This window comes from Sediminibacillus halophilus (assembly GCF_900103695.1).
GTDB classification, from domain to species: Bacteria; Bacillota; Bacilli; order Bacillales; family Amphibacillaceae; genus Sediminibacillus; species Sediminibacillus halophilus.
Window position 1 is genome coordinate 470,940 of record NZ_FNHF01000001.1, and the last position, 25,381, is coordinate 496,320.

A 25,381-nucleotide genomic window follows, 5' to 3' on the forward strand; every position below is an offset into this window, starting at 1 on the left:
GTATTCACTCTTTCTTCATAGGAATTCCATATATCTTGGCTTCTAGAGCCCTTCCCGTAGGTGTAGCAGCCAATCCGCCTTCAGCCGTTTCTCTATGAGCCGAGGGCATCGCTCTCCCTATCCGGTACATGGCACCAATCACTTCGTCACAAGGGATACGACTTGTAACTCCGGCCAGCGCCATATCCGCTGAAACAATAGCATTGGAAGCACCCGCAGCATTTCGTTTTACACAGGGAACCTCTACAAGTCCAGCAACCGGGTCACAAACAAGACCAAGCATGTTTTTCAACGTGATGGCAAAAGCATCCGCGCTTTGCTGTGGCGTACCTCCGGCCATTTCCACGATTGCTGCCGCCGCCATCGCAGCTGCAGAGCCTACTTCAGCTTGACATCCACCGGCCGCTCCTGAAATAGAAGCATTGTTGGCGACGACAAAACCGAATGCGCCGGCAGTAAATAGATAACGGATCATTTCTTCCCTTGTCGGGTGAAGACGGTTTTTAACTGCGAACAGGGTACCCGGAACACAGCCGGCACTTCCGGCAGTAGGGGTGGCGCATATCGTTCCCATGGCTGCATTCACTTCGTTCGTAGCAACAGCCTTACTTACTGCATCCAATAGAAGCTCTCCTGACAACGGTTGTTTCTCCTGTAGATACTTTTGCAAGAGAACGGCATCACCGCCAGTTAGGCCAGAATGAGATTTAACTCCTTGCAGTCCTTCTTCTACTGCTTTTTCCATTACCGATAAGTTGGTTTCCATTTGGGCGAAAACTTCTTCTCGTGTTTTATCTTTTACATCCATTTCCTGACGAATCATCACTTCTGAGATTTTAATGTTTTCATTTTCTGCAATTTCAACTAATTCAGCAGCATTTCGGAACACATGTAAAACTCCTCTCCGTTGATAATAGCGCTTGACAGTTGCGCGTTTCCTGATGTCTACTCTATCAATCTACGATTTTTGACAATTGTAGAATATGGGAAGCATTTTCCAGTTCTTGCATTACTTTATCTTCTACGTTTTGGTCTACTTCAATAACCATGAGCGCCTCTTTTCCAATATCCTTCCGCGAAACTTCCATCCGGCCGATGTTGATTTCATGCTTGGCAAGTATTTGGGTAACAGAAGCAATTGCGCCATGTCGATCATTATGCATTACAAGAATAGCAGGATGGTTGCCGGATAAGTGCAGCTCGAATCCATTCAATTCTGTAATTTCCGCCTTTCCTCCACCAATAGAAATACCGACAAGTTCTAGGTCGCCCTCAGCGTCACCAATTTTAACCCGGGCAGTATTAGGATGTTCTGTTGCAGCTTCATCTTCATGAAAGGAGACTTTCATCCCTTTTTTCTCAGCCGTTTGAATCGACTTGCCCATCCGCTGATCGTCCGTATCATAGTCCAATAAACCACCGACAATAGCAACATCCGTTCCATGCCCTTTATATGTCTTGGCGAACGATCCATAAAGATGGATTTCCGCCCATGCGGGTTCCCTTCCGAACAAATTCCTTGCAGCTCTTCCGATTCTGGCGGCACCTGCAGTATGCGAGCTGGAAGGACCAACCATTACCGGACCGATGATATCAAACACAGATTTGTATTTCATACTTCCATCTCCTTCCCCTTTTATTGTAAAGGCTTCCGGACATGAATACCAGCCAATTATACACAATAAATTTCATTAATGGACGGCTATCCGGAATTCCTTATTTACTAGCTGGAAACGGGCAAAAAAAGCCCTCATCCCGGACGAGAGGAGGGCCTTGGTTTTATTCGATCGCTAAGATAAATGCATATATCGGCTGACCGCCTTCATGTATTTCTACTTCCAAGTCTTCATAGTTCTCTTCTAAAAAGGATTCAAGGGCTTCCACTTCTTCCTGTGTAGCGTCTTCGCCCTGTAAAATGGTTACAATTTCATCTTCTTCCTCTACCATTTCCTGGAGCAAATCCTTTACAGTTGTAAGCTTGTCCTTATTGGTGGATTTGATTTTCCCATCCGCAAGACCCATGAAACTGCCGTTTTCGATAGCAAGACCGTCGATTTGAGTATCTCTTACAGCGTAGGTCACTTGGCCGGTTTTCACATGTTTGCTCGCTTCCAACATATTTGTCTGATTCTCTTCGATTGTAGCATCCGGATGAAAAGCCAGCAAAGAACTCATACCTTGCGGGATGGTTTTCGTGGCAACGACAGCTACATTTTCTTCTGCAAGATCGGCAGCCTGTTCTGCTGCCATGACAATATTTTTGTTATTTGGAAGCACAATCACATTACGGGCATTAGCTTGTTTGATCGCATCCGCAATATCTTGTGTACTTGGATTCATTGTTTGACCGCCTTGGATGACAACCGTCGCTCCCAGACTTTCCAGCAATGTTTTGAGTCCGTCTCCCATGGCAACTGTAACAATCCCATATTCAGCTGGATCCTCGGAAGCCTTTTGTTTCTTTTTCTCGCCGACAATCGAGGTATGCTGTTCCCTCATGTTTTCAATTTTCAAATTTATCAAGCTGCCAAACCGTTGACCAAGCGTTAAAACTTCTCCAGGGTATTCAGCGTGGATGTGAACTTTGACGATCTCATCGTCAGACACAACCAAAAGGGAATCCCCGTGTTCTCCCAGTTCATTGCGGAAAGTCTCTTCTTCGAACGGGTGGTCCTTCATTTTTTCTTCTTCCAGTTTGACCATGAACTCTGTACAATATCCAAAGGTAATATCCTCTGTATCCATGAAATCTTGTGCCATTTTGTGATGCTCGGCATTCACCAAGTCATCTAAATCAACGGTAGAACCAGTTGATTCAGGGAGTTCTTCTCCTTTTAGGGAAGCCAGCATTCCTTCATAAATTGTAACCAATCCCTGGCCGCCGCTGTCCACTACTCCGACTTCTTTCAATACAGGAAGCAATTCAGGCGTCCGCTTCAATGATGCCTTCGCTTCCTCCAGCACCTCTTCCAAAAATTTCGTCAGGTCTTCTGTTACCGGTGCAGCCTCCGCCGCCTTAGCTGCTGCATCTTTGGCAACTGTTAAAATGGTTCCTTCAACCGGTTTCATAACTGCTTTATAGGCCGTTTTAACACCCGTGTCGAAGCCTTCAGCAAATGCAGCGGCATCCAACAAAACTTTTCCTTCTATGCCTTTGGCGAACCCTCGGAAAAGTTGAGAAAGAATAACTCCTGAGTTACCCCTTGCCCCCATCAATAACCCTTTAGACAAAGCTTGAGCAATTTCACCAGCCTGATCTGAATCGGTGTTTTTAACCTCATTTGCCCCAGATGTCATCGATAAATTCATATTGGTCCCTGTATCTCCGTCTGGTACTGGAAATACATTGAGAGAATCAATCATTTTCGCATTATTCGTCAGGTGCTGAGATCCTGCCAATACCATCTGGGCAAAAGCAGCACCATCTATTGTCCGTACCGTCACTAAAACTTCCTCCTTCTATCCACAAACTGGACAGCTGTCCAACCTTTTTCAAGTAAACGGCTGGTTTCCTGTCTTTCTTTTTATAAGCCGTGAATTTTTCACAGCATCATTCTTTTTAATCAATCGTTACCCTAACGCCCTGGATATAAATGTTTACTGAGCTGATAGACAGTCCCAATGTCTTGTCGAGTGTGTATTTCACCTGTGATTGGACATTATGGGCCACTTCGGAAATTTTTGTTCCATAGCTGACAATAATGTACATATCTATATGAAGATTTTCCCCATCCTGTCTTACTACAACACCCCGGGAAAAGTTTTCTTTTCGAAGAATTTCTGCCAATCCATCTCTAAGTTGATTTTTAGAGGCCATTCCTACAATGCCATAGCATTCAATTGCCGCTCCCCCAGCAATGGTGGAAACAACATCATTGGTTATCGTTACGTGACCATCCTTTGTAGTGAGTTCAATGGACATCATGACTCCTCCTTGTTTCTAGAAAGTCTAAAGTAATTTTATTATAACATAAGTCAAAATGAAAGCAGTTTCACAATATGCAAACCCCTTTATACAATGGACGAAAACATACTATCTGTCAAGCTGATTTTCTTGATATCGCCCAGAAAACTATAATTGCATTATTCGATGTCATGTGATAAATTGTATAAGTATGTGAAGATATTTACGGTTTTAGGAGGGATAAACATGGGACGTAAATGTGTTGTTACAGGTCGTACAACTCGTTCAGGTAATACCCGTTCTCATGCCATGAACGCAAATAAACGTAATTGGAAAGCGAATGTTCAAAAAGTGCGCATTATGGTAGACGGCAAGCCGAAACGTGTATATGTTTCTGCTCGTGCTTTGAAATCTGGTAAAGTAGAACGCGTATAAGGTTGACATTCAATCGTGCTGGGGCTCCCGCAGTACCCATGCGTTATTAAAAATGATTGACAGCAAAAAAGCACCCAAACAGGGTGCTTTTTTGCTTTTTTCATAATAAAAGTCGTGTGTTTCTGTTCAACTGCTGGTCAATCTTTTTTAATGGTACCAATGAGTGCTCGGACGAATCCTCCTATGAACCTCGGGAGTTTAAAGGTATAAAACTTCATGAAATCCCCCTCCTCTTTTCCGGATGGCTGCGCAGTCACTTTGTTTCGTATATGACTTTATTCATCTATAAGTACATCACGGCTCTTTATAACCATTAATATGCCTTCACTGAAAGAAAAAGTACCTTTTTCTGAAAGAAGCTGGTTAGACATGCATAAAGTGGACCCCCACTCCAGGTACCCATTTTGCAATGGATAATAGAAATGTTGCAATGTTAACTCGCTTACGTTCGTTGTAAAGGGCAGAAAAGAAATATAAGGGTACATATCATCTTTCCTTATTTGAATAGTCCCGGGAAAAGCAAGGGAAATTTGGTTCCCTTTATCGATGATGGTTCCTTTGATTCCTTGTTTCTCCAATCTGTATAATTGCTGAACGTTGGCCAAGCTGTGGTCCAATCGTCCACCGGTCACACCAAAGAAATAAATGGATGAAGACTTCCGTTCCTGCGCCTCCATTACCGCCAACTCCAAATCGGTTTCATCCTTTTCCGGCGGAAATGTTTTTACTTCGCGGGCATGGACACGAATTTTTTCCATTTCTTTCTTTGTTACGGAATCAAAATCCCCTAGAGCCAAATCAGGCTTCAGTCCTTGTTGAATGAGCGTTACAGCCCCTTTATCGGCTCCAATCCAGCATGTGATATTCGGATATGCATGTAAGTCGGGGACATAGTCTTCAGGACCCCCTCCTACGATTCCAATTGCCATATTATGCTATGCTCCTTTTCAGTTAATATCGGTATTTTTCACTCCACCACCCCAGCCTTCCAGCACGGCATTCATGGAAGGATCATCTTTCTTAGAATCAAAAAGAAATCGAACGAGTTCGAAGGTCTAGGATTTCGAATCATCGTTCGGTTATGTTTTGGCCCCTATATGCTTTTGTTCAAATCTCAACCTCTTACCTAATGCCGCAAAGCTCCTGCACTCTCTCCCCGTAATTGATAAGCCCTGCCGCTGTGCGGAAAAATAATACCACATCGAGGCATGAAGGTTGTCGGGTTTATAACAAGGAGAAGTAGCATTGTTCAGTATGCATTACGTATTTCCTGAATAGCTTGTTGCCGATCTTCTTTTGAGAAAATGGCACTTCCTGCTACGAGCACATTCGCTCCAGCGTTTACACAGGCCGCCGCTGTTTCAGCATTTACTCCTCCATCCACTTCAATCTCAAAATCCAGATTCATTTCATTTCGCCATTCTGAGATCGTCTTCACTTTCTCCAAAACTTCGGATATAAAACTTTGCCCTCCAAAACCTGGATTCACTGTCATCAATAATACGAGATCAACCTGTTGTAAGACTGGTTTAATAAACTCTGCCGGTGTGGCTGGATTGATGACAACCCCTGCTTTCACCCCGGCATTTTTTATCAGTTGCAGCGTGCGATGCAAATGAGTGCATGCCTCTTGATGTACAGTAAGAATATCCGCCCCTGCGTCCGCGAACGGCTTTATATACTGTTCAGGTTGCTCGATCATCAAATGGACGTCAAGCGGAAGGTTTGTTACGGGCCTGATTGCCTCCACTACCAGAGGACCGATCGTTATGTTCGGAACATAATGTCCATCCATCACGTCCACATGGATGTAGTCAGCTCCAGCAGCTTCCACTTCTTCAATTTCTTCTTTTAATCTCGCGAAGTCTGCAGATAAGATCGACGGTGCTATTTTTGTGTTCATCAGTTAGTACCTCGGCTTTCTATTCTGTATTTCATCAAAAAACTGCAAATAATGCTGATACCTGTATTCCGGTATCTCCCCAACATCCACTGCAGCTTTCACGGCACATTTGGGCTCTTTAAAGTGCATGCATCCCCGGAATTTACAGTCTGCCTGTCTTATTCTCATTTCGGGGAAACAATCGGAGAGATCCTCCAATTCGACTTCCGCGAAATCCAGCGAACTGAAACCAGGTGTATCTGCTACAAGCCCGTCATTTATTTCTACCAATTCAACATGTCTTGTGGTGTGCTTCCCCCGGCCGAGACTTTCGGAAATTTCATTTGTTTCCAAATTAAGACGCGGATTGACGGCATTTAGTAATGAAGACTTCCCTACACCGGACTGACCTGCAATCACAGATATTTTGCCTTTTATCGTCTTTTCCACATCGGTCAATCCTTCCTCCAGTTTCGAGGAAACCGGCTGCACCAGGTAACCTATTTTTTGGTAATCCTCCTGGTAGCGTTCAATATCTGCAGCTTGTTGTTGATCAAGCATATCCATCTTGGATATAAGAATGACCGGCTCGATATGTTTAGACTCTATCAATACAAGAAAACGGTCCAGCAGAAGTGTACTAAAGTCGGGTTTAACCGCAGAAACCACAATGATTGCTTGATCAATATTAGCTACCGGCGGCCTTACCAGTTCATTTTTTCTCGGTTTGATATCCACGACATACCCTTCTCCCGGGTTACTTTCTTCAAATTCCACCATATCTCCTACCAGAGGATTGATTTTATTTTTTCGAAAAACCCCTCTGCCCCGGCATTGGAATACGTCGCCATTTTCCGCTTTCACATAGTAAAAGCCGCTCAATGCTTTTATGATCTTGCCCGTAGTCATTTAGTCACCTTCCCCGTCCTCGTATGGCACTGTTTTTTCGATTATTACTTCATCCTCTCGCATGACACGGTATTCCGCATCCTCTCCGGGAGGTATCGTCAATTTGATGGTGAACTCTGTATCTTCAGTGATTGTTTCCTCTTTAAACAGCTCTGTTATATCTCTGTCCAAATCACCAACATAGATTCTCACTTCCTGTTCAGGTGGCTGTTCTTCCTGCTGCTCGTCGTCTGCATTTGACTCATCCCCCGTATAAGGCACTGTGAAAGTAACTGAATGGTTAACCGGTGGCTGTTCTTTTGGACCAGTGGAAATAAAAATTTCTACTTCTGATTCGAGTGTGACATCACTGTATGGTTCTGGTTTCTGACGGATGACATTTCCTTCTTTCACGTCTTCGGAATGCTCTTCTGTAACGGCTACACGTAAGCCCTCGTCTTCAATCGCCTTCCGGGCCTCTGATTCTGTCATCCCCTGATAGGATGGCAATGTAACAGTTTCAGGACCTTTACTAATTTCAAAAATAACATTGGTTTCATCCGGGACAACTTCTGCATCTGGTTGTGGTTGTATTTGTGTGATTATCTCACCAACCGGTCTATCCGAGAACTTTTCATACGCATTGATATTTTTGTAACCAGACTGTTCCAGCAGACTCTCTACCTGACTGAAATCCCTGCCGATATAATCGTCAAAAGTGACCTTTTCCTTTCCATCACTTGTAAAAACGGTTACCGTGGACCCTTCTTTCACCGTCGTCCCTGCTTCCGGGTCGGTGCTGATGACATTTCCTTCTGGGACTTCATCCGAAAACATGGTTTCCCGTTCCACTTCTAAGTTCAAATCATCCAACTTGCTTAGCGCTTCTTCATATTCCATTCCGCTTACGTCGATTAATTCGACATCCTTAGGCTGCAAAAGACCTGGGATGAAAAATAAAGCTGCGATAACACCACCCAAAAGGACAAATATGCTAATCGCAACCCATATGAGTGTCTTGTTCCGTTTTCGCTTTTTACTTTTTTTGTCCTTTACGCCATTGTTTTTTGTATTATCATGCACGATGGTTTCTTCAGTCGACTTTGTTTGAAATGTGTCTTCTGTAATGATAGGGATCGCTTTCGTTTCTTCCCCATTTTCATCTGGCGTCTGAAATTTTTCCTCGTCCAGTCTTTCCGGGTCAAGAGCTGTTTCCAAATCTTCTTCCATTTCATGTACCGTTTCATACCGATAAAAGGGGTCCTTTGTAGTTGATTTCAACACAATGTTCTCGACGCTTTGTGGTATGTCCGGTTCCCATCTTTTCACAGAGGGAGTCTCGCTCTGCAAATGCTTCAATGCGATGGAAACCGCCGATTGACCAGAAAACGGCAATCGACCGGTCAAAAGTTCAAACAGGACGATTCCCAGGGAGTATATATCTGACTTTTTGTTTGCCATTCCTCCCCGTGCCTGTTCCGGTGATAAATAATGAACCGATCCAAGTACGGAATTGGTCTGTGTCAATGAGGTAGCACTTAACGCTACAGCAATACCGAAGTCAGTCACTTTCACATTGCCATAACTGTCGATCAGGATATTCTGCGGCTTGATATCACGATGGACAATATCGTTGGCATGAGCGTGGGTAATCGCAGAAGTGACTTGCTTCATTATCGTGATAGATTCATCGACAGCAATAGGGCCATACGTTTGTATGTATTTTTTCAGAGTCATCCCATCCACATATTCCATTACCATATAATAAATGCCTTCTTCTTCCCCTACATCGTAAATATTGACTATGTTTGGATGGGAAAGGCTGGTTGCCGAATGCGCCTCTCGATGGAACCTTGCAATAAATTCGTCATCGTTGGCATACTCAAGCCGGAGTACTTTAATGGCTACATCCCGCTCTAGGATAATGTCCCTGGCAAGATAGACATTTGCCATTCCTCCGCCGCCGATTGTTTGCTTTATTTTGTACCTTTCATTCAAGATTCTGCCGTTTAGCACTATGATTCACCTTCTCCCGCTGAATCATAATCCACTAACACCACGGAAATATTATCCTCCCCGCCTCGTTCATTGGCCATATCGATTAATTGCCGGGCAGAATCTTGCAACGTCACGGAACTACTTAACACTTCTTCTATTTCTTCGTCGCTCAATTTATTGGTCAAACCATCTGAGCAAAGGAGCAATTTATCCCCTTTGTCCCAACCAATCGACTGAATGTCAGCCTGAATGTTCTCTTCTGTTCCAAGAGCTTTCAATAAAACATTTTTCCTTGGATGATGTTCAGCATCATCCTTCGAAATTTGGCCGGAACGGACCAATTCGTTTACCAATGAGTGGTCTTCGGTAATCTGCTTAAATCCCTGTTCGTTTATCAGGTAACATCTACTATCTCCTACATGGGCTATCGTTATGAAATCCTTGGAACAGATAACAGACACGATGGTCGTTCCCATTCCCTCACATTCTTCGTGGCTACGGGAATAATCTAGTATAGATTGATTAACCCGCATCAACGTATCAGTCAACCATGACTCGGCCGTTTCCGGAGAAGTAAGCTCAGCTGTTTCTCTCCATATATCGCTTAGCAAAGAAGTCGCCATTTGACTTGCTACATCGCCAGCCTTATGGCCACCCATGCCATCAGCTATCACCGCAAGCACTTGGTCGTCTGCATTTTTGAAGTAGCCTCCGGCATCTTCGTTGTGCGCCCTGACTTTCCCTTGATCGGTCGAATAATAACCGTTCATTTACTCACCTTCTCTCCTCAAGCATAACTTCGTTTGCTCGATTAGCTAACGTGTAATTAGTTTGTATGATTAATTCTTTGTCAGTCTCGTTAAAAAGAATCCGTCTGTATCAAACTCGTAAGGGAAAATTTGAAGCCCCCAATCACTGATACCGTCCCCTTTTTGTAAGACCTCAGGCAACTCTTCAACAAATTGCCTATCAACTTGAAAATCTTCGTGACCAGCTAAAAACTCTTTTACAACTGTTTCATTTTCAGCTTTATCAACCGTACACGTGCTATATACCAGTTTACCACCTTTTTTTAATAAAGAGGCCACATTTTCCAACAATTCACGCTGAATGACGGACAATGTTTCAATATCTTTTACGTTTTTATGGTACTTGATGTCCGGCTTGCCGCGCAATACCCCAAAACCGGAGCAAGGCGCATCCAGCAGAATCCGGTCAAAATGTTCCGGTTCATATAGTTCTGCCAATTTTCTCGAATCAGCCTGTTTTGCTTCAATAATGGTCAAATCTAATTCTACTGCCCGTTTAGATACGAGCTTTGCTTTTTTGCTATGAAGATCGTAAGCATGGACTTCTCCACGATTGTTCATTTTTTCAGCAATATGGGTGGTTTTCCCTCCTGGTGCACTGCATGCATCGAGTACAGTCATTTCAGGCCCTGCAGAGAGAATTTCCGCTGCGAGCATGGAGGTCTGGTCTTGAATAGTAAGTTTTCCTGTACGGAACAAGCTGCTTTTCAGTACATTCCCTGATATTACATTGATACCTTGAGGGGAGAAGATCGATGATTCTACTTGATACCCTTCTTCCTCCAAACGCTGCAATGCTTCTTCCCGTGTAATCTTCATCGGCTGTACACGGACACTGATCGGTTTATGCTGTAAATTGGAACGACACATTTTTACTGTTGTATCAGTCCCGTACATATTGAGCCAACGTTCGACAAGCCACAGTGGATGGCTCGTCTCAATGGAAAGCTTTTTTGCCTGATCTTCTATTTTAGAAATATCAGGAAAACCATTCCGCTGCACAGTACGCAGGATACCATTGACAAAAGAGGAAATGCCTTGATGCCCTTTTTGTTTGGCTATTTCGACAGATTCATGAATGATGGCATGATCCGGAACCTTGCTTAAATAGTTCATCTGATACATCGACATATATAATAACCATCTTACCCAGCCATCGATTTTTTTTCTGCTGTTCAGAAAATGATCCAAAAAGTAAGCCAAAGTTAGTTTACGCTGTATCGTCCCATAAACAATTTCTGTAAGCAGGGCCTCATCCCTCTGATCAAATCCTTGCTTTCGTATTGCTTGATCGATCAGTAAATGGCTGAACCCGCCATTCTCTCCCACTCTCACCAAAATTTCGAGGGCGGTTTTTCGCAATTGATATTTAGCCATTTTCTTCTCCTAACTTTTCACCGGAGTTGATATTGCTTCCGATTCCCCTAAGAAAGTCTCCTGTTTCCATACGTTTTTTTCCGGCTGGCTGCAAGCTGGTCACCTTTACAGCTTTCATGTCTCCACACACCACAAACATGCCGTCTTCCGTAAAATCGACAATTTCACCCGGCTCGCCATCAAAAGACCTGTCAATCGGTTCTGCCCACCAAATCTTCATGATTTTTTCCTTATACGTAGTGAAGGCAACTGGCCATGGATGTAATCCTCGTATTTGGTTGTAAATCTCCAACATCGGTCTGGTCCAGTCGATTTTTTCATCGTCCCGTTTGATATTCGGAGCAAAGGTTGCCTTCGTTTCATCCTGTTCAATTGCTTGCAATTCTCCTGCCAACAGTTTGGGCAGTGTGTCGCTTAACAACCATGCTCCAGCTTCCGAAAGCTTGTCATGAAGCGTTCCTACGTGATCATCCCTGTCGATCGGCACTTTTCTTTGTGTCAATATAGCACCGGCATCCAACTTTTCTACCATATACATAATCGTAATACCTGTCTCTGTTTTACCCTGCAATATCGCATATTGAATTGGCGCCCCTCCCCGCAGTTCAGGCAGTAAAGAGGCGTGGACATTAATGCAACCATAAGCCGGATAATCCAAGAGGGCCTTCGGCAAAATTTGTCCAAAAGCTGCCGTCACAATCAAATCAGGCCGCTGATCAAGCACATATTGATACTCGTTTTTTATTTTTTCCGGTTGATAGACGGGTATTCCTAATTTTTCCGCCTCCACTTTTACTGGCGGAGGTGTCATTACTTTCTTTCTTCCTTTCGGGCGGTCCGGTTGTGTTACAGCCAGAACGACTTGGTAGCCGTCATCGACAAGTTGTCTTAAGACAGGTACAGCAAAATCCGGAGTGCCCATGAAAATTATTCGTTTCATGTAAGTCTCCTCTCTACATTAATTGATAGGGTTGCATATCTACGTTTATCAATAAATCATTCTGTCTGATTTCTTCTTCGAACATTGCTAAAATTTTTCGGATTGACTTACTTAGTCCTGGTTCATTTCTGTATTTTATCATGCATTGATAACGATATCTATCTTTGATCCTTGTCAATGGCGAAGGAGTGGGCCCGAGCAATGATGCCTGTGGAGACAACTCATTATTCAGCAGCAATGTGATTTTCTTGGTGACTTCGATTGCCTTCACCTGATTCTGATGCGAAACGGTGATCAACGTCAAGAAAAAATAGGGCGGATAATGAAAAGCTCTCCGCATCTCCATTTCTTTACGATAGAAACTCGGATAATCATACTGACTTGCCAGCTCAACACTGTAGTGTTCCGGTGTATAAGTCTGTACGACCACTTCTCCAGGTAAGGTGTGTCTACCAGCCCTGCCGCTGACCTGAGTTAAAAGCTGAAATGTTTTCTCGGCAGCACGAAAATCCGGCAGATGAAGCAGCGAATCAGCAGCCAGCACACCTACAAGTGTGACATTGGGAAAGTCGAGTCCTTTTGCAATCATTTGCGTTCCGAGTAAAATATCGGCTTCCCCGTTCCCAAACTGGTTCAATAGCTTTTCGTGCGCCCCCTTCTTACGGGTCGTATCTACATCCATTCGGATAATCCGTGCGTTCGGAATAAGTTTGGTCAGTGATTCCTCTACCTTTTGGGTTCCCGTACCAAAATAACGGATCGTCTCGCTTTGACAGGATGGACACTGAACGGGCATCGGTTCTTCGTGAGAACAATAATGACATTTCAGTCTTTCATTGTTACGGTGATAAGTAAGGGCTATATCGCAGTGAGGGCACTCGACAACATGTCCGCAGTCCCGACACATCACAAAGGTCGAATAGCCGCGCCTGTTTAAGAAAAGTACGGTCTGCTCTTTTTTCGCCAACCTGTCTTCTATCGCTTCTTTCAGCTTCCAAGAAAACATCGACCGATTTCCCGCATGGAGTTCTTGTCGCATGTCCACTAAGTCTACGGTTGGCATGCTTGCATTGTTCATCCGCTTGGTCAAAGACAGTAACTGATAAACTCCCTTTTGGGCACGGGCATATGTTTCCAGAAGCGGGGTCGCACTTCCAAGAACTACCGGACAGTTATGATGGTCCCCTCGGAAGATAGCGACATCTCTAGCGTGGTACCGAGGATGATCTTCCTGCTTATAACTTGTTTCATGTTCCTCGTCAATGATAATTATCCCAAGGTTTTCGAAGGGAGCAAACACAGCAGAGCGCGCTCCGACGACAACTTGTACTTCTTTTCGTTGAATCTTACGCCACTCGTCGAACTTCTCACCGGCAGAAAGCGCACTGTGAAGAACAGCCACGTTAGAACCAAACCTTCCCTTAAACCGTTGTACTGTCTGAGGAGTAAGGGCGATTTCTGGAACAAGAACGATTGCTTCTTTTCCTTTCTCGATCACTTTTTGAATTGATTGAAGATATACCTCTGTTTTTCCACTCCCGGTAACCCCATGCAATAAAAATACATCGTGCTTTTCCGCAGCAATATCTTCTTGAATCGGGGCAATGGCGTCGGCTTGTTCTTCTGTCAATTCCAATGGAAAAGTCCGCTCGTAATCTTCATCCTCATAAGGATTACGATATATTTCCTGATGATACTCAGTGAGCAAGCCTTTTTCGATTAGCTGTTTGATGGTTGCCCTTGTTGTTCCTAGTATGGAACACAGTTTTTTCTGACTTACCGGTTCTGAATTATCTGCCATATAGGAAAGGATTTCTTTTTGTTTGGAAGCCTGTGGAGGAAGTTCTGCTATGGCAGCTTCTAGGTCCATGAAGTTACGGTTCGCTTTGATCATGGTTTCTGTTTTTTTGGTTTCCCTGGTTTTAACCAAATAACGGACTTCAATCAGTCCTTCCTGCATTGCTTTTTGTAACGCTGCCAGACTTCCCTGCCTTTCTACAAATTCTTCGTAAGCCAAGGTGTCTCGATGAGCAAAGATTTCCTCCAAAAGATCCGGTAATTCCTCTTTCGTCAAACGCAGCAATTCTTTCTTGTATTTTGCTTTCAGTACTTGCGGCAGCATAGCCTGATAGGCAGAAATATAAAAACTTAGCGTCTTCTCCGATATCCATTTTCCAAGTTCCAGCAATTCTGGAGTCAACACGGGGATGACGTCCATTACCTCACTAATTTTTTTCAGCTTGTCAAAATCCGATTGATCTGTCAATTCTAAGACGAAACCCATAATTTTCCTGGGACCAAACGGTACAACCACACGCATACCGGGTCGGACCGTACCAATTAAATACTCCGGAATAAGATAGTCGAATAAACGATTGGTTTGACTAGCGGGTACATCTACTACTACTTTGGCAATGTTCACCGGCTCTCATCCTTTAATGCTATAGAGATTAATTCGAGTATGTGACCGGCCACTTCGGTTTTTTCGGCAAGTTCTATTGTCTTTTCCAACCCTTGGTTATTTATATAGGTAACTTCATTTTTATCTGTCCCAAAACCAGCACCTTTTGTTTTGATATTGTTAATGACAATTGCATCCAAATTTTTTGTTTCAAGTTTTTTTCTGCCGTACTGCAATGGATGAATTGTTTCTGCAGCAAATCCCACCAAGTATTGCTGCTGTTTTCTCTTTCCTAATTCTTGCAGAATATCTTTGGTTCTTTCCATTTCTACAGTCCAGTCACCTGGTTGTTTTTTCATTTTTTCCTCGTATGTTGAGGCCGGACGATAGTCAGCAACAGCTGCCGCTTTAATGACGACATCTTTTCCATCAAATTGGTCCATCATGGCCCTGTACATTTGCTCGGCTGTTTCCACATCGATCCTCGTTACACCTGGAGGGGTTGCCAGGCTCACCGGACCGGATACCAGCGTTACTTCCGCGCCCATTTTCGCTGCCTCAGCAGCTAGGGCAAAGCCCATTTTTCCTGTTGAATGATTGGTGAAATAACGAACTGGATCAATTTTTTCTTTTGTCGGCCCCGCGGATACCAACACCCGCCTGCCTTTCAAAATTGGTTCTTTGGTTTGTCGTTCTAAATCACTCTTTAGCACTTCGACAATCGCCTCTGGTTCCTCAAGACGCCCTTTCCCCACATAACCGCATGCAAGCAAACCATCCCCCGGTTCAATAAACCGATATCCCCAACCTTCCAACGATTTCATATTGTCAATCACTGCTGGATGGGCATACATGTGGACATTCATGGCAGGAGCGATATAAACAGGAGCTTGAGTAGCCAGCAGCATCGTGGATAGCATGTCATCTGCCAGTCCATTTGCCACTTTTCCGATTATGTTGGCAGTAGCAGGTGCTATCAATACTAGATCTGCCCAGTCGGCCAGATCTATGTGCGCGATTTTAGCCGGATCCTTTTCATCAAAAGTATCCGTAAAGACAGGATTTCGCGAAAGTGCCTGAAAGGTCAATGGCGAGACAAAATTGCCAGCACTAGCTGTCATAATCACCTTCACATCAGCACCTGCTTGTGTCAGTCTGCTCGTCAGTGTACATGCCTTATACGCAGCAATACCTCCTGTAACTCCCAAGACGATTTTCTTTCCCTTTACCATAATGGTTATCCCCTTTCGCGCAGCAGCGAATGCTGATCCTTTTAAGTCGTCTATTTATTGGTATCCACGCCTTTTCCTTTGTTTTCCTGGGACCAATGTATCGGTGATACAGCATGGATATATTCTAGTGAACCTTTTCGCTTATCTTATTAAACTCAACTATCTAATAACAAACAAAAGGAGGCCCTTGCAGCTGGAACGCAACAAGGGCCGGTTATGATTTCCTCCTGACCGGAAGAAAAAAGGTTAGCACACCGAGATTGATTGCTGACTATTCCTCATCCCGGCTGAAAGTAAGTTTTTCATTCTGAATCTCTTCCAAGGCGATGCCTACATACTTATTTGACTTCGGCCTATCTACCAAGTAACTTTTTGTTTCCTGCATTTGCCGTGCCCGCCTTGCGGAAAGTGTCACCAACGTATATTTCGAATTAATTTTCTCTTGAAGTGCGTCAATAGACGGTTCTAACATCATCCCAGTTCAGCCTCCAGTACTTTTTTATATTGTTTCGCGACCCGATTGCGTTTGCAATGCTCACTCTTCACAATAGCCTGTATTTTATCGACAGCGGTCTCTATTTGGTCGTTTACCACCACATAATCGTAAGCATCCATCATTTCGATTTCTTTTTTTGCTTCTGTTAATCTGTTCTTTACAATATCTTCTGTTTCTGTTCCTCTATTAATGATTCTATTTGCCAATTCTTCAAGGCTTGGTGGAAACAAAAAGATAAACACACCTTGCGGAAAATTTTCTTTTACTTGAAGTGCTCCCTGGACTTCGATTTCCAAAAATACATCTTTTCCCGATTCCAGCGTCTCCTCTACATAATCCCGAGGGGTTCCGTAATAATTGCCGACGTATTCTGCGTATTCCAACAGTCTGTTTCCATTAATCAATTCCTCAAACTCATCTCTTGACTTGTAAAAGTAGTCGATTCCTTCGACTTCGCCTTCACGTTTCCCGCGAGTAGTCATGGAGATAGAATACTTCAACTCCGTATCACGATCGAACAAAGCCTTTCTAACTGTTCCTTTTCCTACACCGGAAGGACCTGACAAAATAAATAATATCCCTTTCTCTTTAATCAAAACGCTTCCTCCTACCTATTCATCCGAAATCTCATCGTTACTGATTACCCGCTGCCCAACCGTTTCGGGCTGTACGGCAGATAATACAACATGGTCACTGTCCGTAATGATAACCGCTCTTGTACGACGTCCATACGTGGCGTCCACTAATTTATTGTTATCTCGTGCTACTGTTATGATTCTTTTGATTGGTGCAGATTCAGGCGATACAATCGAAATAATCCGATTCGCCGAAACTACATTGCCAAACCCTATATTTATCAACCGTAAGCTCACCATGTGTTCCCCCTTATTCCAGGCTCTACGCCCAGCCTAACATAATTTTCGATTATCAGTCCGATATCCAAACTACCAAAGGATCATTCAATGTTTTGCGTTTGTTCTTTCACTTTTTCTATTTCGCTTTTTAAATCGACTATCCTTTCGCTAATTTGTACATCGTTTGACTTAGAACCGATCGTATTCGTTTCCCGGAGCATTTCCTGGAGGATAAAATCGAGTTTCCTGCCAACTGCTTCCTGCTGAAGAATCGTTTGTCTGAATTGGTCAACATGGCTCAAGAGCCTGGTCACCTCTTCTGTGATATCCCCCTTCTCCGCAATCAAGGCAGCTTCTTGAGTAATCCTCGCATTATCCTTGACTTCCTCGTCTAAATAATCCTGAATCCGATTGATTATTCTGTCTCGATACTCCATTATAACAATATCTCGACGTTCTCCCAACCATTTTGCCAGTTTTTTAATGTTTTCTATACGTGAGAGCATGTCTTCTGCCAATTGGCTGCCTTCGTTATCTCTCATCTTGTACACCAGCCGGCAGGCTCTTTCAACCGTTTCGATGATGGCCTCAGACAGACCGCCTTGCTCCTTTTCATTTTCTACAATTCGGAACAGATCAGAGTGGCTGGCTGCCAATTCCAATGGAATGTCACCGGACAAATGATACTTGGCTTTTATCTCGCGTAAATGATCTATGTATTGATCCATCAATTCCCAATCAACGGTTAGATTCCTTTTTATCAAAGCGTCATCGTCGAGATGGATATGCACTTCGACGCGCCCCCGACTAAAATAATCCTTGACAACTTTTTTTATTTCTTCTTCCAAGAACAATATTGTCTGGGGAAGCTTTGGTGAAATATCTAAAAAACGATGATTGACACTTCTTATTTCTACAGTAATACCCGTTCGATCCTTGGTACATACCTCTCTCCCATAGCCGGTCATACTCCAGACCATCGACATCCCGCCTTTTTACTAATACTCTAGCCGTATCACTCATATAACCGAAATCAATCCTTGTTCATCATAACAAACTTTCATCATTCTGCCTATCAACTAACCCGCTTTTCCCCTACACCGACAAGCCCTTTCCCGGTAAATTTGATCTTGCGGAAACTGCCTTGCATTGGTAACTGTCTTTATTTCCTTTAACGAGGGATACTGCCTTTCTCACTTGGAGCTGCCATTACTGGCACAAGTAAAAAAACGGATCAATGAAGCTGAATCATGTAGTACTCTGACTGAAGTGTTTATGGTTTATTTTTACGCAAACAGCCGGAAATAACAAACCAAGACCCGAGCAAAACAGTCGGGTCTTGGTCATGTTCTATTTTTTTGAAAAACCGAACATTACCGTCGGTATGGCTGAAAGGGCTGTGATAAGTAGCCAATCTTTCAAAGACAAGTCCATTGTATGGAAAACTTCCTGCAGTGGATCAAAGTATAAAACGACTAGCAGCAGCAACATCGAGGATGCTACAGCACCTACAAGATAAAGGTTTTGTAATGGATTCCGGGAAAAGACAGATCGATCCGAACGGCAATCAAACACATGTATCAACTGAGCCATCACAAGTGTAGCAAAAGCCATTGTTTGAGCATAACGCAGGTTGTCAGGATTGTCCTGATAGGCGGTCATAAAGGCAACAAGCGTTACCAGTCCGATTAGTAGCCCCCGGCTGATGATTTTAAAACCAAGTCCTCTTGAAAAAATTCCTTCCTTTGGACTTCGAGGTTTTCTGCGCATGACATCTTGCTCTGGCTGATCGAGGCCTAGGGCCATTGCTGGCAGACCGTCAGTCACCAAGTTGACCCATAGAATTTGAACAGGAATAAGCGGGAGCGGCAAAGCAAGAAGCATGGCAAATAACATAACGAGAATCTCCCCTACATTGGAAGCAAGCAAATAACGGATGAACTTCCGGATGTTTTCGTAAATATTCCGTCCTTCCTTGATCGCAGACTTTATGGTGGCAAAATTGTCATCCAGCAATACGAGTGAGGATGCTTCCTTCGCTACATCTGTTCCACTGTTTCCCATACTAATACCGATATCGCTCGCTTTGATTGCTGGAGCATCGTTTACTCCATCGCCAGTCATGGCTACAACATGTCCTTTTTTCTGGAAAGCCTTCACTATCTTCAGTTTATGCTCAGGAGTTACTCGGGCAAACACATATACATTTTCAATGACATCACTCAGCTGCTCCTCTGTCATATTGCTTAGCTGGCTGCCTTCCAACACCTGGCCATTAGCGGGAAGGAGCCTCAGATCCTGTGCTATCGCTCTGGCAGTGAGGGCATGATCACCAGTAATCATTACTGTTTTTATTCCTGCTTGTTGACATTCTGCTATTGCTCCTCTTACTTCCTTGCGCGGGGGATCAATCATCCCAGTGACACCCAGTAAAGTTAAATCCTTTTCCAGACTGAAATCATCCGGCGTTTGACCGGAAGGCACCGATTTCACACCGATTGCAATCGTCCTCAATGCTTTTCCTGCCATCCTGGCAACAGCCTGCTCGATTTTCATCTGATCAGCCGACTTCATTGCCCTGCGTTGACCATCTACTATAAAAGCCGTGCGGGCCAGTAAAACATCAGGAGCTCCTTTGGTAATGGAAAACCTATTCCCCTTATCGTCTTCAATGAGAACAGTCATACGCTTCCTGTCCGAATCGAATGGAACTTCCTTAATGATTTTGAAGGATGCGACCGTTTCGTCCGTAATGCCAGCTTTGCGGGCAGCCACAAGGATAGCCCCCTCTGTCGGATCTCCGTCCACTCCCAATTTACCTTTCTTTTTTATCAAAGATGCATGGTTACATAACGTACCATAAAGCAGCAGCGAACGCAGTTGGTCAGGAAGCACTTCTCTGTTGTCTTCGTAGAAAGCCCCGTTCGTGTCATATCCTTCTCCAGTAACATGATACCAATTTCCCGGGGTGAATATCTCTTTTACTGTCATCTGATTTTCCGTCATCGTTCCGGTTTTATCAGAACAGATGACCGATGCGCTTCCTAAAGTTTCGACAGCCGAAAGTTTCCGGACGATTGCTTTCCGTTTAATCATGCGCTGAACTCCCAGTGACAATGCCACCGTCACAATCGCTGGTAGTCCTTCCGGAATCGCTGCCACTGCCAAAGATACTCCTGCTAGAAACATTTGGTATAACGGGTGGCCCTGGTAAACCCCAATCAGCACAACAAATAACGTTAGGAGCAAGGCAATGACTATAAGCAATTTACCTAGCTCAGCTAGCTTTTTCTCCAATGGGGTCGTCATTTGTTCGGTTTTAACTAACAAGGATGCTATCTGCCCCATGGCAGTATTCATACCAGTGCCGACAACAACCCCTTCACCGCTCCCTCTACTGGCAAGTGTCCCCATAAACAGCATGTTATGCTGATCCTGCGGCTCTAATTGTCCCTGGTCGAGTGGAGCTACCATTTTGGCTACCGGAAGTGATTCACCGGTCAAGGCGGATTCCTCCAGCTCCAGACTGCCCGCTTTAGTCAGGCGAACATCCGCCGGCACCCGATCTCCACTAGCTATTTTGATTAGATCACCGACGACAACATCTTTTGAAGGGATTTTCACCCATTCCCCATCTCTTTTTACATGAGCAAGCGGCGCAGACAGCTCCTTAAGCTTGGCAAGTGATTTTTCAGCACGCTGTTCTTGGAAAAATCCGATGAACCCATTGATCAATACGATGATCATGATGGCTATGGCATCAATATATTCTCCCAGCAGCCCGGATACGAGGGTAGCGGCTAATAATACCAGCACCATGAAATCCTGAAACTGTTTAAGAAAAACCAGCAATAAGGACGTCTGCTTTTCATCTTCAAGTACATTTGCTCCCATTTTTCTTCTTCTATTTTCAGCTTCCTGATTTGTAAGCCCTTTTTCTAGATCGACACCTAGTTTTTGCGCTGTTTCTTCCGTTTTTAATTGGTACCATTTCACATCGCATTCCTCCATGTCCTAGTCTGTCTGTTGTATATGTATTCAGACTCGTCCAAAAAAATGCTATAATTACAAACGAGGTGATTCCATGGCTTTTGATGGAATAGTCACTCGAGCTGCCGTACATGAATTACACAATCAATTGGCAGCAGGGCGGCTACTAAAAATTTATCAACCAACCGAAACAGAACTGATTCTTACAATTAGAAGCAACGGAAGCAATAAATCATTGCTGCTGTCCGCCCATCCTAGTTATGCCAGATTTCATTTGACGAATGATATATACGAGAACCCTAAAACTCCGCCGATGTTTTGCATGCTGTTAAGAAAACATTTATCAGGAGGTTTTCTGCAGGAAATCGTTCAATACGAAAATGAAAGAATTGTCATGCTTCACTTTAGAGGAAAAAACGAAATCGGTGACGAAACAGAGAAAACACTGATCATCGAAGTAATGGGAAAGCACAGTAATATATTGCTGATCGACAAAGAGAAACAAGTTATCCAAGACAGTATTAAACATGTTCCACCCGCTCAAAACCGCTATAGGACGATCATGCCAGGAAGTGTATATAAGCTTCCTCCAGACCAGGGGAAAGTCAACCCACTTGAGTTGGATCCGGAAACATTTGTCCGCAAGTTGGACTTTAATTCCGGCAGGCTGGATCAACAAATAGTTAATCAATTTACGGGTTTTTCACCGGTAATCGCCAAAGAAATCGTCCACCGGGCCGGACTCGGTGGAAGCGATGCTTTTTTGCAGGTTTTTAAAGCTTTACAGGACAAGCTGACAAAACACCATTATCAACCGATAATTTATCGTGAAAGCAAAGAGGATTTCTATGTTTTGCCGCTGGAAACTAAAGGTGGCGAACCTATTCACTGTGACTCAGTCAGTCAAATGCTGGATGATTTTTATTCCGGAAAAGCAGAACGAGATCGTGTTAAACAACAATCTGGAGACTTGTCGCGCTTTCTTAAAAATGAGCGGGATAAAAATATCCGTAAAATCAAAAAACACGAGCAAACGTTGAAAAAAGCTGAACAAGCAGATAACTATCAACGGCTTGGTGAGTTGCTGACTGCCAATATGCATCAAGTTAAATCAGGCGATAAAAAGGTTGTAGTAACGGATTATTATGATCCGGAACAAAAGAAAATCACTATTGAACTGAACGCAAATAAAACGCCGAGTGAAAACGCGCAAAGTCTCTTTAAAACTTATCAGAAATTGAAAAAATCCAGACAAGTCGTCCTGGAAGAAATTTCTAAAGCGGAACAGGAAATAAACTATCTCGATGACCTGCTACAACAAATTGCTGGGGCACGAGAACAAGATATTGAAGAAATACGACAGGAACTTCGCGAAGAAGGTTACTTAAAGTCCAAACCGACCCAAAGGAAAAAAAACAACAAACCGGCTAAACCCGAACCGGAACAATTCTATGCAAGCGATGGCACATTGTTACTTGTCGGGAAAAACAACAAACAAAACGAATACTTGACCAACCGTTTGGCAGCACGAGATGATATTTGGCTTCACACGAAGGACATCCCTGGTTCCCATGTGGTCATCAGGGATCGAAATCCGAGTGAGGAAACATTGTATGAAGCGGCCCAACTGGCGGCCAATTTCAGCAAATCAAAGAATTCTTCCTCTGTTCCAGTCGATTACACGTTGATCCGCCATGTAAAAAAACCAAATGGCGCAAAACCGGGATTTGTAACCTATGACAATCAAAAAACCTTGTTTGTAACTCCCGAAGCTGGTTTAGTAGAAAAATTAAAGAAGAAGCCGGAGTAAATGAATGTGGCTCTGACAAAAACATCCTAACCAAAGCAAAAACCGGACGAATTCATAAACTCGAACTCGTCCGGTTTTTTTGCTCAATCCGCTTATAATGCAAACTTCGTAGATAAATTCCCTTTCATCCTGTTGTCGTGTGCTTCAGTACGCTACAGAAAGATACTTCGCTATCCTCGGGCAGAAAAACGATGCACCTTACAGGGAGACCAATGAAAAACTGAAGTACTAGAATAGGAAGAATTTTTCCTCTGAAATTTTAGAGGGTTTTTCCCTCTGTTTCTCCAGAGGTTTAACAATTCGTTTTACGTTTGCCGTGAAAATCGCCACCGCACCTAGCATTCGCTGATCAGTCGTTTTTTCTTCCAGTGTGCAATCAACCGATGCAGAAAGAAGTTTATTTCCCTTCTATTTTCTTAAAAAATGAAACATAATCTCCCTTTCATCCGTACAGATAGATAAGCTGCAGCAATCATATACAGATTTATAGTTAGGAGAGAGCTCACATGATGGGAATACTACTGACAACTATTTTATCCTTCCCTTTATTTTTCTTATTCAGTCTGTTAGCCATGATAAGAAAAAAGAAATCATCCAAAAGTATCCGCAACTGGATTATAATTTTCATTACAGGCTTTGTACTTTGCGGCCTGTTCAATTATCTCGCATTGCCGGCATTAACCGTACCAAATCTTTTAGTCGAGAATTTCATCGTTTGTTTGGTCCTTGTCCCACTTCTCTATTACAAAACCGGGATTCCATTTTCATATAAAAGACCTCACCGATCGATATCTGGAATTCTAATTATTCTATTGATAGTAGCACTGCCAGTCAGCTTGTTTATTGGTTTATCGGCGCTAGATAACGCTTATCACTCAATCGCCAAGCAAGAAACAGGAGAAGCGGAACCATTCAATGAAGATGATACGCCGATAACTGTTTCACCAGAATTCGCCCGTAACAAAGTACAAAAAGCAATGAGCGTGGTTCCGAACACACAGTTCTATGATTTAGGAAAGCTGCAAGTGCAAAAAGTCGATAACGAAATTATGTACGTGGCACCTGTAGAATTCACCGGTTTATGGAAATATTTACGAGGAAAAGAAACAGAGGGCTTTTTTACCATTCCTGCTACCGATATCAACGCACAGCCTCAATTTGTTCAAAGTAATATGTTGTTTACCAACTCAAGCTATTTCAACCATAACGTTCAACGGACCATTTATAACGAATATCCCCATTATGTGCAAAGCGGCGAAGCACAAATTGAAGTGGATGACGACGGAAAGCCCTGGTATATTCAAACTTTGTATAAACCAATCAAGCTTACCAACAAACCGGATATGGATCATTTAAAAGTAGCAGTAGTAGACCCGGTAAGTGGAGATTTGCAACTTTACAATCCAAGCGAAGCACCTTCATTCATAGATAGTCCGGTCAGTTCAGAAATGGCAGGTAAACAGAACAATTACTTCGGAAAATATGTACATGGCTGGTTGAATGCTTTGTTCGGCAAAAAAGATGTGAAAATACCAAATGAATCCGGTACAGAAAATACCGTCACACCGATTTTCGACAGTAATGGAGAAATGTACTACTTTACAGATATGGCATCCCCTAAAGAAAATATCGACTCTGCTTTAGGTTATACACTAATCAATGCCAGGACTGCTGAATTGACCTATTATAGCGGCAAAAACAATAGCGGTATCATGGATAGTAAGGGAGCAAAACAAATCGTAAACAAAGAATTTCCTGAAAAGAATTGGGAAGGATCCATGCCCATCTTGTACAATATTGACGGAAATCCGACATGGGTGGTGAACGTGCTGGATCCAAATGGCCTATTCAAGCAATATGCATATATCAAAGCAAATGATTCTGATTTTGTCGTATTCGGGGAGACTGCCGAGGAGACCCTTGCAGCCTACCGTATGCAGCTGGCACAGGATCCTGGTAACCCAGAGGCCAGTGAAGATGTGGAATTGGAAACAATCAGCGGCGAAGTCAACCGCTCATTGGTTACCTCCACGGCATCAGGCCAGTCCGTTCAATTTATATTGAAAGATGACACGACCATTTATACCGTAAACGCCAGTAAAGCACCGCTGGCTATCTTCCTGCAGCAGGGGGACGTTGTCGAAATGGAAGTGAAAATTCGCGATAATGACGTCGGAACGGTTGAACAAATTTCCATCGCTTCCCTTGAAAAAAAGTAAAAAAAGTTCTATTCAATCAACTGTTTACTTTTGCTACGTTAATTCACATGTTAATGAAAATACAAAAAACCGAACGATGTTTGGAATCGTTCGGTTTTTTTAATCGATATGTCCCAGCCTCAATTCTTTTAAATCACCAAATGAAT

Annotated in this window: 22 protein-coding genes; 3 read left to right on the plus strand and 19 right to left on the minus strand. The window is 43.4% G+C overall.

The annotated features are described in order from the left end of the window. Positions 1-4: 4 nt before the first annotated feature. The 4 genes from sdaAA to BLR82_RS02445 all read right to left on the minus strand — a co-directional run bounded on the left by sdaAA (position 5) and on the right by BLR82_RS02445 (position 3,922). The gene (gene sdaAA, locus BLR82_RS02430) at positions 5-889 is read right to left on the minus strand and encodes an L-serine ammonia-lyase, iron-sulfur-dependent, subunit alpha (protein ID WP_026570401.1); all 885 of its coding nucleotides are present in this window, start codon (positions 887-889) and stop codon (positions 5-7) included. A 64-nt stretch (positions 890-953) separates the two neighbouring features. Beyond that, entirely contained in the window at positions 954-1,616 is a 663-nt protein-coding gene (gene sdaAB / locus BLR82_RS02435) for an L-serine ammonia-lyase, iron-sulfur-dependent subunit beta (protein WP_074597409.1), read from the minus strand. 163 nt (positions 1,617-1,779) lie between these two features. Then, the gene (locus tag BLR82_RS02440) at positions 1,780-3,444 is read right to left on the minus strand and encodes a DAK2 domain-containing protein (RefSeq protein WP_074597410.1); all 1,665 of its coding nucleotides are present in this window, start codon (positions 3,442-3,444) and stop codon (positions 1,780-1,782) included. A 115-nt stretch (positions 3,445-3,559) separates the two neighbouring features. Continuing rightward, a complete protein-coding gene (locus tag BLR82_RS02445; protein WP_074597411.1) occupies positions 3,560-3,922 on the minus strand; it encodes an Asp23/Gls24 family envelope stress response protein in 363 nt (120 codons plus the stop codon). A 228-nt stretch (positions 3,923-4,150) separates the two neighbouring features. Here BLR82_RS02445 and rpmB point away from each other — a divergent pair, with 228 nt between their 5' ends. Beyond that, a complete protein-coding gene (gene rpmB / locus BLR82_RS02450) occupies positions 4,151-4,339 on the plus strand; it encodes a 50S ribosomal protein L28 (RefSeq protein WP_026570405.1) in 189 nt (62 codons plus the stop codon). Positions 4,340-4,476: 137 nt separating this feature from the next. Here the strand turns inward: rpmB and spoVM are convergent, their stop codons facing one another. The 15 genes from spoVM to BLR82_RS02525 form a co-directional block, all read right to left on the minus strand. Then, positions 4,477-4,557 (minus strand): stage V sporulation protein SpoVM, encoded by an 81-nt coding sequence (gene spoVM / locus BLR82_RS02455; protein WP_035426727.1) that lies wholly within the window; start codon positions 4,555-4,557, stop codon positions 4,477-4,479. 57 nt (positions 4,558-4,614) lie between these two features. Next, positions 4,615-5,268 (minus strand): thiamine diphosphokinase, encoded by a 654-nt coding sequence (locus BLR82_RS02460; protein WP_074597412.1) that lies wholly within the window; start codon positions 5,266-5,268, stop codon positions 4,615-4,617. A gap of 320 nt (positions 5,269-5,588) precedes the next feature. Further along, complete coding sequence (rpe, locus tag BLR82_RS02465) at positions 5,589-6,242, minus strand: ribulose-phosphate 3-epimerase (protein ID WP_074597413.1); 654 nt, start codon at positions 6,240-6,242, stop codon at positions 5,589-5,591. 3 nt (positions 6,243-6,245) lie between these two features. Beyond that, positions 6,246-7,130 carry a ribosome small subunit-dependent GTPase A gene (gene rsgA / locus BLR82_RS02470; RefSeq protein ID WP_074597414.1) on the minus strand — a complete coding sequence of 295 codons (885 nt, stop codon included), beginning with the start codon at positions 7,128-7,130 and terminating at the stop codon, positions 6,246-6,248. Next, positions 7,131-9,125 carry a Stk1 family PASTA domain-containing Ser/Thr kinase gene (pknB, locus tag BLR82_RS02475; RefSeq protein ID WP_074597415.1) on the minus strand — a complete coding sequence of 665 codons (1,995 nt, stop codon included), beginning with the start codon at positions 9,123-9,125 and terminating at the stop codon, positions 7,131-7,133. Beyond that, complete coding sequence (locus BLR82_RS02480; protein ID WP_074597416.1) at positions 9,125-9,877, minus strand: Stp1/IreP family PP2C-type Ser/Thr phosphatase; 753 nt, start codon at positions 9,875-9,877, stop codon at positions 9,125-9,127. Before BLR82_RS02480 ends, pknB begins: the two co-directional genes overlap by 1 nt. A gap of 69 nt (positions 9,878-9,946) precedes the next feature. Beyond that, positions 9,947-11,293, minus strand: a complete 1,347-nt coding sequence (rsmB, locus tag BLR82_RS02485; protein WP_074597417.1) for a 16S rRNA (cytosine(967)-C(5))-methyltransferase RsmB — start codon at positions 11,291-11,293, stop codon at positions 9,947-9,949. Beyond that, positions 11,286-12,233 carry a methionyl-tRNA formyltransferase gene (gene fmt, locus BLR82_RS02490; protein ID WP_074597418.1) on the minus strand — a complete coding sequence of 316 codons (948 nt, stop codon included), beginning with the start codon at positions 12,231-12,233 and terminating at the stop codon, positions 11,286-11,288. Before fmt ends, rsmB begins: the two co-directional genes overlap by 8 nt. 13 nt (positions 12,234-12,246) lie before the next feature. Beyond that, a complete protein-coding gene (gene priA, locus BLR82_RS02495; protein WP_074597419.1) occupies positions 12,247-14,655 on the minus strand; it encodes a primosomal protein N' in 2,409 nt (802 codons plus the stop codon). After that, complete coding sequence (gene coaBC, locus BLR82_RS02500; RefSeq protein ID WP_074597420.1) at positions 14,652-15,866, minus strand: bifunctional phosphopantothenoylcysteine decarboxylase/phosphopantothenate--cysteine ligase CoaBC; 1,215 nt, start codon at positions 15,864-15,866, stop codon at positions 14,652-14,654. Before coaBC ends, priA begins: the two co-directional genes overlap by 4 nt. Before the next feature lie 271 nt (positions 15,867-16,137). Further along, positions 16,138-16,341: a DNA-directed RNA polymerase subunit omega gene (gene rpoZ, locus BLR82_RS02505; RefSeq protein WP_074597421.1), complete on the minus strand. Its 204-nt coding sequence runs from the start codon at positions 16,339-16,341 to the stop codon at positions 16,138-16,140. Beyond that, complete coding sequence (gene gmk / locus BLR82_RS02510; protein WP_074597422.1) at positions 16,338-16,958, minus strand: guanylate kinase; 621 nt, start codon at positions 16,956-16,958, stop codon at positions 16,338-16,340. The genes rpoZ and gmk overlap by 4 nt, the downstream gene beginning before the upstream one ends. A gap of 15 nt (positions 16,959-16,973) precedes the next feature. After that, complete coding sequence (gene remA / locus BLR82_RS02515) at positions 16,974-17,234, minus strand: extracellular matrix/biofilm regulator RemA (protein WP_026570417.1); 261 nt, start codon at positions 17,232-17,234, stop codon at positions 16,974-16,976. A gap of 83 nt (positions 17,235-17,317) precedes the next feature. After that, on the minus strand, positions 17,318-18,196 hold the full coding sequence (locus BLR82_RS02520) for a YicC/YloC family endoribonuclease (protein ID WP_074597423.1): 879 nt from the start codon (positions 18,194-18,196) through the stop codon (positions 17,318-17,320). 370 nt (positions 18,197-18,566) lie between these two features. Continuing rightward, a complete protein-coding gene (locus BLR82_RS02525; RefSeq protein ID WP_074597424.1) occupies positions 18,567-21,212 on the minus strand; it encodes a cation-translocating P-type ATPase in 2,646 nt (881 codons plus the stop codon). A gap of 88 nt (positions 21,213-21,300) precedes the next feature. Here BLR82_RS02525 and BLR82_RS02530 point away from each other — a divergent pair, with 88 nt between their 5' ends. Together BLR82_RS02530 and BLR82_RS02535 are read left to right on the plus strand one after the other, a co-directional pair. Further along, positions 21,301-23,016 carry an Rqc2 family fibronectin-binding protein gene (locus BLR82_RS02530; RefSeq protein ID WP_074597425.1) on the plus strand — a complete coding sequence of 572 codons (1,716 nt, stop codon included), beginning with the start codon at positions 21,301-21,303 and terminating at the stop codon, positions 23,014-23,016. 506 nt (positions 23,017-23,522) lie between these two features. Beyond that, positions 23,523-25,235, plus strand: a complete 1,713-nt coding sequence (locus BLR82_RS02535; protein ID WP_074597426.1) for a DNA-binding protein — start codon at positions 23,523-23,525, stop codon at positions 25,233-25,235. The last annotated feature ends 146 nt before the right edge of the window (positions 25,236-25,381 follow it).

What these genes read in the sequence shown, in the direction of transcription:
- sdaAB (WP_074597409.1), bottom strand. Translation starts at nt 1,616, where the DNA reads ATGAAATACAAATCTGTGTTTGATATCATCGGTCCGGTAATGGTTGGT.
- spoVM (WP_035426727.1), bottom strand. Translation starts at nt 4,557, where the DNA reads ATGAAGTTTTATACCTTTAAACTCCCGAGGTTCATAGGAGGATTCGTC.
- BLR82_RS02530 (WP_074597425.1), top strand. Translation starts at nt 21,301, where the DNA reads ATGGCTTTTGATGGAATAGTCACTCGAGCTGCCGTACATGAATTACAC.
- fmt (WP_074597418.1), bottom strand. Translation starts at nt 12,233, where the DNA reads ATGAAACGAATAATTTTCATGGGCACTCCGGATTTTGCTGTACCTGTC.
- rsgA (WP_074597414.1), bottom strand. Translation starts at nt 7,130, where the DNA reads ATGACTACGGGCAAGATCATAAAAGCATTGAGCGGCTTTTACTATGTG.
- rpmB (WP_026570405.1), top strand. Translation starts at nt 4,151, where the DNA reads ATGGGACGTAAATGTGTTGTTACAGGTCGTACAACTCGTTCAGGTAAT.
- BLR82_RS02460 (WP_074597412.1), bottom strand. Translation starts at nt 5,268, where the DNA reads ATGGCAATTGGAATCGTAGGAGGGGGTCCTGAAGACTATGTCCCCGAC.
- rsmB (WP_074597417.1), bottom strand. Translation starts at nt 11,293, where the DNA reads ATGGCTAAATATCAATTGCGAAAAACCGCCCTCGAAATTTTGGTGAGA.
- BLR82_RS02480 (WP_074597416.1), bottom strand. Translation starts at nt 9,877, where the DNA reads ATGAACGGTTATTATTCGACCGATCAAGGGAAAGTCAGGGCGCACAAC.
- coaBC (WP_074597420.1), bottom strand. Translation starts at nt 15,866, where the DNA reads ATGGTAAAGGGAAAGAAAATCGTCTTGGGAGTTACAGGAGGTATTGCT.
- rpoZ (WP_074597421.1), bottom strand. Translation starts at nt 16,341, where the DNA reads ATGATGTTAGAACCGTCTATTGACGCACTTCAAGAGAAAATTAATTCG.
- BLR82_RS02535 (WP_074597426.1), top strand. Translation starts at nt 23,523, where the DNA reads ATGATGGGAATACTACTGACAACTATTTTATCCTTCCCTTTATTTTTC.
- BLR82_RS02520 (WP_074597423.1), bottom strand. Translation starts at nt 18,196, where the DNA reads ATGGTCTGGAGTATGACCGGCTATGGGAGAGAGGTATGTACCAAGGAT.
- BLR82_RS02445 (WP_074597411.1), bottom strand. Translation starts at nt 3,922, where the DNA reads ATGTCCATTGAACTCACTACAAAGGATGGTCACGTAACGATAACCAAT.
- rpe (WP_074597413.1), bottom strand. Translation starts at nt 6,242, where the DNA reads ATGAACACAAAAATAGCACCGTCGATCTTATCTGCAGACTTCGCGAGA.